The sequence below is a fragment of the Lysinibacillus capsici genome (assembly GCF_003367505.1).
GTDB lineage: Bacteria > Bacillota > Bacilli > Bacillales_A > Planococcaceae > Lysinibacillus > Lysinibacillus capsici.
Map to the genome: position 1 here is coordinate 41,748 of NZ_PXXX01000013.1, position 14,696 is coordinate 56,443.

17 protein-coding genes are annotated in these 14,696 nt (G+C 37.4%); 4 read left to right on the forward strand and 13 right to left on the reverse strand.

Features of this window, described 5'->3' with window-relative positions; all coding sequences use genetic code 11:
* Positions 1-5 precede the first annotated feature (5 nt).
* From mraZ to C7B89_RS11845, 8 genes are all read right to left on the reverse strand, one after another.
* Positions 6-437 carry a division/cell wall cluster transcriptional repressor MraZ gene (mraZ, locus tag C7B89_RS11810; protein ID WP_115673794.1) on the reverse strand — a complete coding sequence of 144 codons (432 nt, stop codon included), beginning with the start codon at positions 435-437 and terminating at the stop codon, positions 6-8.
* Between the two features lie 254 nt (positions 438-691).
* Positions 692-2,308: a bacillithiol biosynthesis cysteine-adding enzyme BshC gene (gene bshC / locus C7B89_RS11815; protein WP_115673795.1), complete on the reverse strand. Its 1,617-nt coding sequence runs from the start codon at positions 2,306-2,308 to the stop codon at positions 692-694.
* 396 nt (positions 2,309-2,704) lie between these two features.
* Positions 2,705-3,100 carry a DUF3397 domain-containing protein gene (locus C7B89_RS11820; protein WP_048394673.1) on the reverse strand — a complete coding sequence of 132 codons (396 nt, stop codon included), beginning with the start codon at positions 3,098-3,100 and terminating at the stop codon, positions 2,705-2,707.
* Positions 3,097-3,999 (reverse strand): ketopantoate reductase family protein, encoded by a 903-nt coding sequence (locus C7B89_RS11825; protein ID WP_115673796.1) that lies wholly within the window; start codon positions 3,997-3,999, stop codon positions 3,097-3,099. The genes C7B89_RS11820 and C7B89_RS11825 overlap by 4 nt, the downstream gene beginning before the upstream one ends.
* Positions 4,000-4,366: 367 nt before the next feature.
* Positions 4,367-4,744, reverse strand: coding sequence for a transcriptional regulator (locus tag C7B89_RS11830; protein WP_004224822.1), 378 nt, complete (start codon positions 4,742-4,744; stop codon positions 4,367-4,369).
* Between the two features lie 111 nt (positions 4,745-4,855).
* The gene (locus tag C7B89_RS11835) at positions 4,856-5,623 is read right to left on the reverse strand and encodes an enoyl-CoA hydratase/isomerase family protein (RefSeq protein ID WP_115673797.1); all 768 of its coding nucleotides are present in this window, start codon (positions 5,621-5,623) and stop codon (positions 4,856-4,858) included.
* 163 nt (positions 5,624-5,786) lie between these two features.
* Positions 5,787-5,960, reverse strand: a complete 174-nt coding sequence (rpmF, locus tag C7B89_RS11840) for a 50S ribosomal protein L32 (RefSeq protein WP_004224819.1) — start codon at positions 5,958-5,960, stop codon at positions 5,787-5,789.
* Positions 5,961-5,984: 24 nt separating this feature from the next.
* A complete protein-coding gene (locus C7B89_RS11845; protein ID WP_004224818.1) occupies positions 5,985-6,518 on the reverse strand; it encodes a YceD family protein in 534 nt (177 codons plus the stop codon).
* A 167-nt stretch (positions 6,519-6,685) separates the two neighbouring features.
* On the opposite strand from C7B89_RS11845, the gene C7B89_RS11850 reads away from it, so the two are divergent.
* Positions 6,686-7,897, forward strand: a complete 1,212-nt coding sequence (locus C7B89_RS11850; RefSeq protein WP_103117539.1) for a nucleotidyltransferase — start codon at positions 6,686-6,688, stop codon at positions 7,895-7,897.
* Between the two features lie 44 nt (positions 7,898-7,941).
* Here the strand turns inward: C7B89_RS11850 and C7B89_RS11855 are convergent, their stop codons facing one another.
* Positions 7,942-8,988, reverse strand: coding sequence for a SepM family pheromone-processing serine protease (locus tag C7B89_RS11855; RefSeq protein WP_048394679.1), 1,047 nt, complete (start codon positions 8,986-8,988; stop codon positions 7,942-7,944).
* 118 nt (positions 8,989-9,106) lie between these two features.
* Between C7B89_RS11855 and C7B89_RS11860 the strand changes: the two genes are divergently transcribed.
* Positions 9,107-10,006, forward strand: coding sequence for a hypothetical protein (locus tag C7B89_RS11860; protein WP_231595723.1), 900 nt, complete (start codon positions 9,107-9,109; stop codon positions 10,004-10,006).
* Between the two features lie 59 nt (positions 10,007-10,065).
* Here the strand turns inward: C7B89_RS11860 and coaD are convergent, their stop codons facing one another.
* From coaD to C7B89_RS11875, 3 genes are all read right to left on the reverse strand, one after another.
* Positions 10,066-10,557, reverse strand: a complete 492-nt coding sequence (coaD, locus tag C7B89_RS11865) for a pantetheine-phosphate adenylyltransferase (protein WP_004224812.1) — start codon at positions 10,555-10,557, stop codon at positions 10,066-10,068.
* 1 nt (position 10,558) lies between these two features.
* On the reverse strand, positions 10,559-11,125 hold the full coding sequence (gene rsmD, locus C7B89_RS11870) for a 16S rRNA (guanine(966)-N(2))-methyltransferase RsmD (RefSeq protein ID WP_115673798.1): 567 nt from the start codon (positions 11,123-11,125) through the stop codon (positions 10,559-10,561).
* Positions 11,126-11,196: 71 nt separating this feature from the next.
* On the reverse strand, positions 11,197-12,618 hold the full coding sequence (locus C7B89_RS11875) for a hypothetical protein (protein ID WP_048394682.1): 1,422 nt from the start codon (positions 12,616-12,618) through the stop codon (positions 11,197-11,199).
* 56 nt (positions 12,619-12,674) lie between these two features.
* Here C7B89_RS11875 and C7B89_RS11880 point away from each other — a divergent pair, with 56 nt between their 5' ends.
* Positions 12,675-13,064, forward strand: coding sequence for a DUF7147 family protein (locus C7B89_RS11880; RefSeq protein ID WP_036077099.1), 390 nt, complete (start codon positions 12,675-12,677; stop codon positions 13,062-13,064).
* Between the two features lie 2 nt (positions 13,065-13,066).
* Here the strand turns inward: C7B89_RS11880 and C7B89_RS11885 are convergent, their stop codons facing one another.
* Entirely contained in the window at positions 13,067-13,339 is a 273-nt protein-coding gene (locus C7B89_RS11885) for a YlbG family protein (RefSeq protein WP_004224806.1), read from the reverse strand.
* A gap of 399 nt (positions 13,340-13,738) precedes the next feature.
* Between C7B89_RS11885 and C7B89_RS11890 the strand changes: the two genes are divergently transcribed.
* The gene (locus tag C7B89_RS11890) at positions 13,739-14,650 is read left to right on the forward strand and encodes a glycerophosphodiester phosphodiesterase family protein (RefSeq protein ID WP_048394685.1); all 912 of its coding nucleotides are present in this window, start codon (positions 13,739-13,741) and stop codon (positions 14,648-14,650) included.
* Positions 14,651-14,696: the final 46 nt, after the last annotated feature.

A 14,696-nucleotide genomic window follows, 5' to 3' on the forward strand; every position in this document is an offset into this window, starting at 1 on the left:
ACAAGTTAAAAATCAAAGCCAATCATATTTTCTGCAATTTCATTAAAAGATTGTTCAGACTCACTAAAGTAAGCTTCCCAAGCATCCTTAGCCCAAATCTCGATTCGATTTGAAACACCCAACACCACACATTCTTTTACTAGATGCGCATGCTGCATAAGGGGAGCTGGGATGTTGATACGCCCCTGCTTGTCTATCTCTACCTCTGTTGCTCCAGAAAAGAAAAACCTCGCAAATGCTCGTGTATCTTTTTTGGTCATTGGTAAACCTTTTAATTTCTCTTCGAGTTTTCGCCATTCATTCATAGGATAGCCAAATAGACAGTTATCGAGACCTCTTGTGACAACAAACGTTTCGCCTAAAGCTTCACGAAATTTTGCCGGTACGATTAATCGCCCTTTCGCATCAACGGAGTGTTGATATTCTCCCATGAACATACTACTCACCCCACTTTATTAAATAATGTACCACATCCCCCCACTTTCCTCCACTTTTTTTAAAAAAAACTTGACATTTTATCACTTAATATGCAATTAGACCTTTAGAAATTTTTTTGACATGTGCTAAATGATACAAAAAAAGAGCCACCCCTGGTAGGATAGCTCTTTAAATACTATTTATCTCGACATTATTCATCAAATTCACAGGATATCAAATTACTACTTAGGTAAAAAGTATCTGTTTATTAATTTTATAAATAAAGTAAATAGTGGTGTTTACCGATGCTATAATTTTGCTTCAGCATTTCAGTAATTAACATAGGTCCAAACTCATTGAAATATTGATACGGATTAAAGGATCTCTCTTGGAAACCATCATTAGGATATAATTCATTTTGCAATGTCATAAATTTACGAATCGTCGTTTCATGCTTACCTAATACAGTTTGTTCTATTTTTTGCTGTAGATAGTCAAATTGCTTCGCATGATTTTCTTGATTTTTCTCAAGAATCTTATCTAATTGCAGATGCTGTTTCTCTAAATAGGAGGCTAGCTCTTCATATTTTTCTACTAACAACTGCTGCATAGCTTGAATTTGGCGTTTGGCTTCACTGTCCTGTACATCTGCAATAAAACGTTCTTTCAGGTGTAATGCTTTCCCTTCCCATACGTCAGTAACAGTTAGTTGATGCTCGCGTAATAATTGCTCTACATGACGAGTGACAATAGTTATATGTAGGCGCGGAGCAAAAATCGGCATTTGTAAATCTAATACTGAAAATGCATTTTTCAGTGTCGCCCAATAAGCTAGCTCTCCTGGACCTCCAACAAACGCTAATACTGGCAATGTCATCTCCTGCATCAATGGGCGAGTTACTACGTTATTACTTAAACGTTCAGGATGATTATGCGCCACTTCTAATAGCTCTTCTTGTGTAAATTTAAGGTTTGCCGCTAAATTAACAAACAGATCATTTTTTCTTTCTAAAAGATGTCGCTCCCCATCTTCTACGTAAAATAAATTGGCTGCTTCATATGTTGCTAAAATAGGCTTACCATAGCCAGCACGTTCAAGCTCTTGCTCCTGTTCCGTTACTACTCTAGCAATTTCTTCATTGGATTGAATGATTTGAGCAAAATATTTATGTTCAAATTGACGGAATTCAAAGTTAGCGGCATCGATTAATAATAAGCCTTCCTCTTTGAATAATTGATTCATTAGACAGGCAAAGAAATCTGTAAATGTTTCACTATTGTTCAATGCGTCAACTAGTTGCTTAATCAGCGTTTCTGTATACTCTGTTTCTCCAATATCACGAATAATTGTATTAATTAATTGCGTCATCGACTCTTTGTTGAGGGCTGTTGCAGAAGCCATCGTTTTACGTCTAGAGCGCTCCCCATAAGCTCTTTTTTTCAGCAATTCCCCATGTACCGTATAGGTGTGATTGATTTCTTCTAAGTCATGATCTTCTCCAGCTATCCAGAAAACAGGAATAACAGGCTGTTGAAGCTTCGTACTTTGCTCTTTCGCTAATGCAATAACTGAAATAGCTTTATGAACGGAGTAAAGAGGGCCTGTTAAGATACCTGCTTGTTGTCCACCAACTATTACCATAGCTCCTTGCTCTAGTTGTTCTAAATGTTCATTCGCTTTTTTGGATAACCCCAGCGGCTCCATAAATTGACGGATGATTGTTGTTAACTCTTTTTGATCACGGGAATTTCGGGCTAAATGCTCCGCTCTTTTCTCAAAAGCTTGATCATTGTATTCATACTCAAAAAATTGATGAATGGCAGTATTTGGCGACCAGTAATCTGCTAGTACATGATTTTTTATAGGTACTTGGATTGACTCCAGTTTCATTTAACATAAACTCCTCTACTCACTAAATCATTTCCTTACTCATAACAAGAAATTGAATTTCATTCATACTATGCACATGAGGCTTTCAATGTTGCCTTGACATTCAAATTGCTCAAAAAAATCCGCGGCATCTATTAGCGGCTTTTAGGCAACAATGTTGCAGCAGTCATTTCGATTTAAAGCCATCGTTCTTCCTCGAGAAGGATTTTCTATACCTAACTTTGCTTTCGGTACAAAAAAACATGCGCTGGTTCACTTCCTCATATCACTGAACTACGCTTCTAGTTACGAAGGTTTATGAATGCAATCCATATTCTCATCCCCATAGAATGATTTTTATAACTATTTTAATGCTATTATTTTAACGCTTAAAGCTTCAACATGAAAAGAAAATGCTTAGACAACCTGTAAATATTCCATAATGGATTGGATAACACCCACGATACATATCACCAGATAAGCTGTACTAAGTATTAAGAATAAAAAACGCCAAATTTTCTTTAATAACGGCTTTACTTCTATTTCCTTTTTAGTCCGCCAATCAATATATGTAAAAATCATGGCCATCATTATCGCGAGGATCACTAAAAGCGCCCCAACATTCACACGCCAAAGCACACCGATAGCTAACGGAACAGAAAAAAACAAGCACAATGTCGTAACATCAGAGGCTGCTCCAAAAGCATGTGTGCCTCGAATTTTAACTTTCCTGCCAACCAGATAAACAATTACGAAAAGAACAATTGGACAAAAAATAATGATACTAATAACTATATGTAAAAGGTCTTTCAACTTCTTTCACCGCTCTCCTCTATTGCAAGCACTTGATGATATAAAGTACGCAAAGTAGGTAAATTATGACCGTTTGCTAAAGCTTTATTTAGAATGACACCAACAATTGTTTCGATTTCACTTTTTCTCCCCTGCAGACGATCCGCTAGCATAGATGAAGTATTGTTGGCCGTTTTCCTACATAAGTCTATCACATCACTAAAAGATATGGTGTGTTCAATATCTTCAAAAGCTTCCGTAAGCTCTCGATAAATATTTTCTAGCAGTAAAAATGCTTGTTGATTAGTCACTAACTCTCCGTTCTTTACTTGCAATACAGCTGTCAATGGATTAATTAAGCTATTAAGTACCGCTTTTGCAAAAAGCATTTGCTCTGCATTACTAGCCAATTCAATAGGAAATAAGGAACGTTGTAATTGTAGTAGCTGTTGAAAAGCCTGGTGTTCTCCTCGTTCTATTGCTATTTTACATAGTCCTACTCCTCTATGCTGAACCGTTGAATGGTCCAACAATTGAGCTCCAAAGGTCACTGAACCAAAGGCGATATTTTTTTGTGGCAAGAGTAGTGCCTCCTCAAAATGCGCTAAGCCGTTTTGCATAAAAAGCAACGGCATTTCACTTGAGAATAAGGCTAATTGATTGTAGAGCTTTTGCAAATGTCCGTATTTAACAGCAATCACTAGTAAATCTTGCTTTGGTAGATTAGCCAAATCTGTAGTAGCAACAATCCTTTGCACAGTTTTAGTCCCATCAACGTTGATACGTGTTAACTTCTTGGCATTTAGTTCAATTACTTGTTCCTGCCTTCTGGCAACCAACGTTACTGGTACACCAGACTCCGCTAAAAAACTTGCTGTTAATTGACCAACTGCCCCTGCTCCAATTATCGCTACTTTCATTGTCTACACCCTCTCCATCTTTACTGATCAATGTTCCTCGATGTCACCACATCCATATTATTCCAAAATACTCAAAACACTCTGTGATACTTTGAAGCAACACGATACTATTCACACCATCAAGCACTTTTTGGCGTGCCTCCTATAACAGCAGACTTTAAAACCCCCATCTGATGCTTCACCTCTGAATAGTATACTTTCATAAAACTATAAGAATAAGGTGCCTTAGAATACATCTAAGGCACCTTCTACGCAGGTTCTTTTATTATACAGGATAGACTGATTATTGACGATATACAGAAAGGGTTTTATGTCCATAAAAGAAAAGCAATGTAATTCATGTTCCAAAAACCACGTAATCATAATTTTAATCTTTCATTAATGAATAACCTTGCTGAAGCCATTTCACTAGCTTCTCATGCTCATTTTGCAATTCCCGATGCTTCATTTCAAGCGTTTGATAAGCCTCCGTTAATTCGTCAAAACTTGTCAACGCTAATTTCAAATGACTTCGCATAGATTGTTGGGGCTGATTTCGCACAGCTAGTAGTGACTGACTATATTGACCACGCAATGTTTTATTCCATCGGAAGCCACACGCTTGTTTTGTACGACCTAGTTCTATGGCCGCCATCTCAAAGGCCTCTAGCTGTGTTTTGCCATTTTGCACATTATGCAATACGATTTCTGCTAGTCTTTCATCATCTTCCTTTGTCCATTGATCTTTTCTTTTTTTCAATTCCATAATCTATCACCCTCGCATTTTTTACTACTATATGCAAAAGCAAGCAAAATAGAATCATTGCATGAAAAAAGACAGTGATGATGTTTTTACTCTCAACACTGTCTTTATACATTACTTATTATTCTTCTTTGTCAAGAAATTATTAACCGCTTGATGGTGCGCTTCACTTTCCCACAACTTTGCACAGGTACGAACTTCTTCCATCACACGCTCATACATATTTCGTTCACGCCACTTTCTAAGCTCAATCTCCTTATAAGCTTTATGAACAGAAGGATGAATTTTTCGCATATGTTCAATAAAATCGTTCAAGGCATCTTCTTTTGAGCCTTCAAAAACACGCATAGCCCATCCTATCTCATATAATAATTGCGCAGGGTAAGGCTTCGCATCCACAAGCATCTTCATCGCACGATCATGACGCAAACCTCGTTCAAATAAATATGTACCGCCACCCCAGCCACTTGTAATGGCTAGTGTTCCTTGGATAAATCCACATTTCGCATGGCTAGCTACTAAACGAAAATCACAAGCTGTTGCAATCTCACAGCCCCCTCCAACAGCGGTACCATTTATAAGTGCTATAGTTGGTACAGGAAGCGTAGCAAGGTCATATAATATTTTCCCCATCTTACTTAACATACCAAATGCCTCATCCTCTGTTTCCAAAGAATGAAACTCAGATAAATCCCCTCCTGAGCAAAACGATTTATCGCCAGCACCAGTCACTACTAAGAAACGCACATCTTCATGCACACGAATATATGTAATGACTTCTTGAAGACCGTTCATCACCTCATCATTGACAGCATTCCGTTTCTCTTCACGGTTAATGGTAAACGTCATAATGCCATCATGATTGTCAATCGTATAAGACATATTACTACCCCCTTTGTCACAATGAATAAATTGTATCACACAATTATTTCACTATTGTAAAGAACTTCATAATCAACGAAATATTCCGTCTTTTTAAGCAAACAAAAAGGCTAGTAAAGAGCCATGGTCTCTCTACTAGCCTTTTAAGTGAGCAAACACTGTATTATTTGCTTACTACTTCTTTACCTTTGTATTGTCCGCAAGCTTTGCAAACACGGTGTGATAATTTAGCCTCACCACAGTTAGGGCAAGTTACCATACCAGGTACAGATAATTTGAAATGCGTACGACGCTTTCTTTTTGCAGTTTTAGAAGTTCTTCTAAATGGTACAGCCATTGATGGCACCTCCTTACAGATCGTCTATTCGTCTGTTTGATCAAAATACTTAGCTAAAGCAGCTAGTCTTGGATCCACTTTTTGTTCGTCAGCTTTTTTGTGTAGCTCTACGTCTTCATCTGTTGCATAAGACCAATTTTTACCACCATGCACTTGTCCTTCAGAATCTTCCTTGAACACTTGCATTGGTACCTCAAGCAAAACTAATTCCTCAAGAACCGGTTTCATGTCGATGACTTCACCGTCAATATAGTGAATGTCTCCGTCATCGTCTCCTCGTTTATCTTCGTCAATCCAGCTAAAAATTTCAACTGTCTCAACTTCAATTGGAAACTCAACATCCTCCCATGTGCGAGCACATGGTAGTGTTAACGTTGCTGTCACAGTTAACTGACATGTCATTTGCGATGCACCAAAAGTACATAGCCCTTTTACATGAACGGGCGAAATTGCTCGAATATCCTGGTTTCGCTCCATCACTTCATCCAGCTGGACAAAGGCATCGATTGGCATCCCGTTTTGGCGGTATTTAGATAATTGATGAATTGACCATTTCATTCGTTTAATCACCTCGAGACAACACTGTTGATTATATAATGTGTAAAAATAGATGTCAAGATAATTTCTTGTCACCACTTTAAAACCCACCTATAATTATATACTATAAGAAGTGTATTTACTCCTAACAGTTTAAAATAAAGACACAAATTATAAGGGGGAGAAGCATGCAAGCAGTTGGAATTGTTGTTGAATATAATCCTTTTCACAACGGACATGCTTATCATTTAGAACAGGCTAAAAAAGCAGCACAGGCAGATCTCGTAATCGCTGTTATGAGCGGCACATTTTTACAACGTGGAGAACCTGCCATGGTAGATAAATGGACACGTACTAAAATGGCGCTTTCTGGCGGTGTAGATATTGTTATTGAACTGCCTTATGTCTATAGTACAGCACCTGCTACAGATTTCGCAAAAGGTGCCATTTCCTTATTAAGTGCTGTTGGTTGCAACTCTTTTGCCTTTGGAAGTGAAGACGGCTCTATACAGCCCTTTCTAAACACTTTCGAGCTGATTGACAGCCACCGTGCAGAATATGACCTGTTCATTAAAGACAGCCTTAAAACAGGTGCCAGCTACCCAAAAAGCCTACATTACGCCTATGAACAGCTTTCTCAGATGTACCCTGCTCCATACATCGATCTTGCACAACCAAATAATATATTGGGCTTTCATTATCTTGAAGCAGCGAGGGCACTTAACAGCAACATTAAACCATTAACAATTCCTCGCGTTGCAGCAGGATATCATGATGCATTAAAGGAAGATGCATCGATCGCCAGTGCCACTGGCATACGTAAAGCCCTTGCCTCTACAAATTCTTTACAAAGTGTACAAAATGTTGTTCCTACAGCTACTTTTGATTATTTAACAGACTGGCATACAAAGTATAACCAATTTGCAAGCTGGGAAACATTTTGGCCGTTATTACAGTTCACCATTATAAGACATACCCCTTCAGAACTTACTCGTTATGCAGAAGTAACAGAGGGCATAGAAAACGCAATTGTAAAGGCAGCCAAAAGCAGCTCTACATTTTATAGCTTTATGGAAAAAATAAAATCTAAGCGTTATACTTGGACCCGCCTTCAACGGATGATAACACATATCTATACAGGGTTTACCAAAAAGCAGCTTCAAAGTTTTAACGCGCCCTCTTTTATTCGGCTATTGGGTATGAGTTCGACAGGACAAGCTTATTTAGGTCAGCAAAAAAAGAATATAGAATTACCCTTAATCAGTCGAGTTGCAGCTACAAATGATGCGATGTTAGCTATCGATATACATGCAGCAGAGCTTTATAATTTAAGTATCGAGCAAGGAACAAAGGATTTTACGCTGCCGAAGGATTATCAAACACCACCTATTCGTTGCTAAAGACATCAAAAGGGATGCTAAAGTCCTTTTAGCATCCCTTTATATTATTTAGGTTGAAGTTGCTTTAAATAATTGATAGCATCGTCAACGCTCTTCACTGGAACGATTTTCATTTTTGTTTTAATCTCTTTGGCCGTTTTGACAGCCGTTGCATAATTCGATTCTAGCTCTGGGTACTTCGCTTTCATTTCTTGAGAGATTTCATCATCTGGTGCAAAAAAGATTTCCATGCCGTCACGATCAGCGGCAATAACCTTATAGTCTATTCCACCAATTCTTCCAACAGATCCATCTATTAGCATTTCACCTGTTCCAGCAATTGCATAGCCTTTTGTTAAATCTTCATCAAGTAATTGGTCTAATATTTCAAGTGTAAACATCAGTCCAGCAGAAGGTCCCCCTATATCCTCTGTTTTCATCGTCACTTTCGGATTAGTTTCAATCGATTTGCTTTCAGTATAAGAAATACCTAAACCCGCTCTATGTTCTTGGGCGTTAGGAATTTCCTGTAGTGTAATAGTCTCCTGGTGTTGTTCTTCATTACGTATAAATTGAATGGTTACCTTATCGCCAAGCTGCTTAGGTTTTAATAGATCCACAAGCATTTGCTGGCTGGTTATTCTTTGTCCATCAACCTCGACAATTTCATCACCAGCTTTTAAAATACCGTCCGAAGCTCCTCCGTCTAAAACGTTTAATATGAATACACCATTAAAAAGAACCTTTGTCTCTAGCCCTGCTCTTTGGAAGGCTACATATTTGGCATTAAATTGTGAATCAGACATTAACTTTAACTGTCGAATATTATATTCCTCATCATCCTCTAAAGGATTTCGTACTTGTTCAATATCCATGAGCTTTTGATATTTTTGAACTTTCGCCCACAAATACGAAAATGGTGTGGCTTGCTGCATAGCAACTGTCATTAAACTTAAAGACCCCTCACTATCTGCCTCTTTACTATCCACAGTAACAAATTTACTGACATCATAGGCACTTCCAGGTTTCATAATATACGCGTCTAGTCGGTATAACATCATAAAACAAATCACGACTATCAACACTGCATAAATACTAATTTTTTTCTTCACTTGAAAACACCTCCTAGGACGCTTGCAAAACCATACGTTCATGTTTTTGCCTTTCTCACATATATTGATTTTAGCATTTGCCTATGTGAATGACAAAAAGTTGAAACGAGATGATAACATGTTTGCTACAATTCAAATAGTGCTCTGCGTAATTCTAATTCTCTTACTCTTGTTATTCCCACAAACCGCTCACAGTGGTACTGATTTAGGCTTAAATCTTTTCATGGAAGCACTTTTTCCGTACTTATTGCCGTATCTTGTGTTAACACAATGGCTTCTGCGTTTAACAGCCCCTATGCGTACCAAAACAAAAAGGGCTTCTTTATACGTACAAGCCTATATTATTAGTGCTCTTGGAGGCTATCCAACTGGCGCAACCACTATTGTTTATTTGAAAAATAGTGGTCAATTACACCCTAAAGAGGCAAATTTCTTGCTAGCTGTTTGTCATGCACCTAGTCCACTTTTTGTATTAGGTTTTGTAAGCCTTGATTTACTACACAGTAATACGTTTGGATGGTTGTTTTTATGTTTACTACATACGTTTAATATTTGTTGCCTAGTAACTGGCTACTTTTTCTTTCGCAAAACTGATTCACCTAATATCTCCGTACACAACACACCACTCTATAGTGCTCCATTTTCGGAAAGTATTAAAGAAACAGCCCCAACCATTCTACTAGTTGGTACAACCATCATCTTTTTCACAACGATTCAAACCATTGTACAACAGGGCTTAGATCAGCTGATACCAAAGCTCCCCTATACGATTGAGCTTTCCATAGCAGCTGTTCTGGAGGTAACGAACGGTCTTAAAATGACAGTTACAGCATTTCCAGATCTCCCCTATATCCATTTACTTGTTGTGATTTTGTTAACGATGCAAAGTATAAGTATTCACTTACAAATTTTTGTTATCGCCAAATCTGCAAAACTTTCTGTACGACCTTATATTAAATTCCGCCTCCTTAGCATAATCATTGTACCAACTATTTATGCTCTATTTTTTCTAAAATAACAATCGCTCTAAATATCAAAAAAGAGGATGTCATCGTTCTTTTGACATCCTCTGCATCCTTATTGTGTAAAACCATATTTTTCTTTTAAAGCCTTTACGACACATGTAGGGACTAGCTCGTTAACATCACTACCGTATTTCGCAACCTCTTTTACTATACTAGAACTTAGGAATGAATATTGATTTTTCGTCATGATGAAAAATGTTTCGATTGTTTCATCAAGGAAACGGTTCATAGATGTAATTTGCATCTCATATTCAAAATCTGAAACTGCTCGTAAGCCACGAACAATTGCCTTCGCCTTTTTTTCCTTAGCATAATCAATCAATAAGCCTGAAGAACTCTCTATACGAACATTAGGTAAGGTTTTTGTCACTTCAGCCATCAAAGCCATACGTTCCTCTACAGAAAACAAAGGATTCTTTGCTGAATTGTTTAATACTGCTACATATACGATATCAAACACATCAGCCGCACGTTTAATTATATCTAAATGGCCGAATGTTACAGGGTCAAAACTTCCAGGAACTACAGCAATTTTTTCAGACAACTTATTCTCCCTCTTCCTCTGTACAGCGATAAACAGAAATAATTGTTCCGCCATAGGTTTCTTGTCTTGTTAAAGCAAACTCCCCAAAATTTTGAGGTAATCCTATCTCTTTTGCATGTTCACATAAAATAATACCATCTTGTTGTATTTTACGGTTATCGACCAAAATCTGTACGAGGTCATAATATTCCTGCTGATGGTAAGGTGGATCTAAAAAAACGAGTTTAAATGTAATATCACGCTTTAATAGCGCTTTCACAGCGCGCTTTGCATCTATACGAAAAAGCTCTGTATATTCTTCATAACGGCATTTTTTTATATTTTCTTGTAGCACCTGGAATGCTTTAGGATCTTTCTCAATAAAAATAGCACGTTCTGCTCCTCTACTTAATGATTCAATCCCCAAGCCACCGCTTCCAGCAAACAGATCTAACGCTAAACCTCCATCAAAAAATGGCCCAATTATATTAAAAATGGACTCCTTTACTTTGTCAGTTGTAGGCCTTGTCGTATTTCCTGCTATTGCTTTAAGCGGCATTCCTTTGCGCTCTCCTGCTACAACTCTCATATCAGCATCTCACCGTACTTTCGTCTATATAAAGTATTTTGCAGCGAAAGGTTGGCCCTCCGCTGCAAAAGTTATTGTTGCTCTTGTTTTAATACTTGAATACGCTCATCCTTTTTTTGTAGTTCAACTAGGAATAATCGCTGTAACCAAGCTTCTTCTACATAATAATGATCAGCAATCTTAATGATTGGTTCAGAGATAGTCGAATACCTACGCTGGTTGAATACATAAAATCCAGGCTCTTTAGGGAAACGGAATGTACGATGCTCACTATTTACATAATAGCCATTCTTTCCTTCCGCAGCTGAGTAGCCGAGGTAAGGCAATAATGTATCTGCCGTATACAATACCTGTCCCTCATAGAGAATAACATGAACATCTTCCTTCAATGTATCATCCACATAGACATCACGTGCATCCTCAAATAAAAGTGGATAGGTTCCATTTTGCTGAGCTGCATTTAATGTAAAATAAGATGTCTTGGCATCTAATACCTGTGATAAGTACTTGTCCATTGTATCTGGTGAAATCGATTCATCTCCAAGCTTTTTCAATGTTTCCTGCCAAGCTTGTTGTTGAGCATCCGTCATGTAATCATTTAATGTCTTGATGATTTTCTTTGTTTTTTCTCCACCAATTGGATCGCTTATTAAATAGGATGCCACAACCTCAGGCAACCATTCTGGGGAATCTACAAAATTATATTGTGATTTGATTTGTGATAAAATTACTTCTTGCTCTACAGCTTGTGCAGTAAGTGTTGGTAAAAATAACAATCTTTCGTCATGAACTGCTACTGGACTTTTTTCTTGAATAATTGCAATATGCTCATCACTTAGAAGCTGTAAATTTTTTAATGACTTTAGAAAATCATTAGGGACTTCTTGCTGGGCATAAATTGATAACACCGGTGTCTGTTCTTGCGCTTTAAGCTCCCCGGCTTGCCAATATAAATCTTGAACAGTACCGTTTCCTCTAAACATGGTGTAATTGACAAGTACAAGTTGTTGTTGACCTACTAGGGGCAAACCCGTAACCCATTGTCCTTTCACCTTACTGTCTGTAGAAATTGAAACAATTGAATACGATGCTTCACCATTTATTAGTGTAGCAAAAACATTTTGAAGGAGCATCTTATTTTTTAAGCCACCCTCAATTGGAATTATGTATGACACAGATTGTGATTTTGTCTCCCCTTTTGCAAAGTAAGAAACTTCATCTGATAAACGATCACAGCTTTTTTCATTTTCAATAAAGCAACTAGCGTTTGTTGCTTTTTCAGGCCATTTAATTTTCACCTTTTGATTTGGTAGGTTTTTAAAATGTTGACGAATATCTAAGCTATTTTCGCGATAGACAATTTCTATTTCCTGAGAATAATGAAAATCCCCTATGCCTGTTTCTAAATCAGATGAATAAGCATGGTATTGGAAAAATACCGTTCCTGTAATGATTAGTGCTAAAATAGAAAAAAAGCTTAATGCAAATTTCATGTGCTTGACCTCCCGCAGCATGATACTATGAATATTGGAAAGGATGTGCAATTATTATGCCACAACAATTTATAGAATTAGGTGAAGGCTATGGTGATGTTTACGAGCTACTCGAAATTATTAAAACCAACCAGGAACGTTTTCATCAAGCCTTTTTACTAACATCTACAAAAGAAGACAAGAAGGTGATTTCTTTAGCTGTCGCCCTTAAACCAGTCGGCGAAAGTAAGTTCATGCCTATTTATATTTGTCGAGAAGGCATCCCATACAATGAAGAACAGCCAACACAGCGACAAAAAATGTTTGAAGCACAAATAGAACAACTCGGTCGAAAAGCAGTAGTTGTAGAAATAAAGCACTCATCTATATTTTCGGAATCAAAACTATTTTATCAATACTTAATAGGTATATTAAGACTAAATAACTATATACCTGCATTAACATAAGTTTATAGACCTACTTTGTAGTCATATTCCTTTGCTTTATCTGGTTTTGCATTTTCATATTCAGTTTTTACAAAAGGACGATAAGACGCCACAACGTCTTTCACAAATGGAAGGCGTTGTAGTTTTGTTGTCATCATGTCAATATCCTCACGATCGCAGTAAAGCACTACGTATTTTTGCCTTCTAGAAATATAAAGAACATGACCATATTTCCGAAGTGACTTCGCATGTTTTAATTGATGGACGTAAACGATTAGCCCTTGTCGTTCGTTCATAGTGGATTCCCTCATTTCTTACATAAAAGAATACCATAGACCAGAAAATGATAGCAACAGAGTTTAGCTGACAGAACGCTCAATTTTCCGTTATAATGGAAAAGCATACGACGTTGAACATCGTGAAGATGAATCAGTTGTTTTAATTAAATTCAATTGTAGCATCATTACAGGAACAGAAGAATGCTGAAAGATGATCATGCCTCAAATGAACCCTTTACAAGACATTTGCACCTCCATAATGATTGTTTTTCAAATAGGATGGCAAAAATCGGCATAAAAAATCATCATTCACTTATATAACTAATTTTAATAGTAGGCCCTGTACTTACTACTATTGATTAAACAATGAATTCACTACTACTTTTTATATGAGGATAATTGTTAAGGAGGACGAATATGGGTAAGAAAACAAAAATTGCGCTTGCAATTGCAGCAGCAAGTGCAGCAGCTTGGGCAGGCAGTAAAGCTATTTCAAAACCACAGCAACGCGAAGGTAAACAAGCATTACAATTCGAACGCCCCATAATTCTTGCACATCGTGGCGGAGCTCTTTTAGCACCAGAACATACAATGGTTGCATTTGAAAAAGCTGCACAGCTAGGTGTCGATGGCTTTGAAATCGACATTCGCCTAACAAAAGATGAGGAAATTATTGTTTTCCATGACGAGACAGTTGAACGTACAACGGATGGCTATGGTCTCATTGCAGATATGACGTTGGCAGAAATCAATGCCTTGAACCACGGCTACCAATTTGAAGATTTAGAGGGAAATTTCCCATATCGAGAGGATAAATTAAAAGTCGTAACTTTACGAGAGTTGCTTGAAGCCTATCCAAATATGTTAATCAACATTGATATCAAAGATGCTCCTGATACGTACGAAGGGAGTCTGATGCCTTCTAAACTTTGGCGCTTAATTGAAGAACTTCAAGCTGAACATCGTGTTGTTGTGACAAGCTTTTATGGTGAGCAAATAGATCGTTTTAATTTATATGCTCAAAATCAAGTAGCACTTGGTGCAGGTGAATCAGATGTCAGAAAAGCATTTGCTTCTTTCTCAAGTCAGTTTGGACATTTATATCACCCTAAAGTGGATGTTTTTCAAATCCCTCCAAAGTCAGGGGTTATTGCATTAGATTCTCCTAAATTTATTCAGTTTTTAAACAACCTCAATATTCCTGTCCACTATTGGACAATCAATGACCTAGATACGATGAAAAAATTACTCAATAATGGAGCAAAGGGCATTATTACAGATCGTCCGGATATTGCAGTTGAGTTATTACAAGTTCAAGAGTCTAAATAAGACTAGGAATGAAAGGGAAGCACACTGAACTGATGTGCTTCCCTTT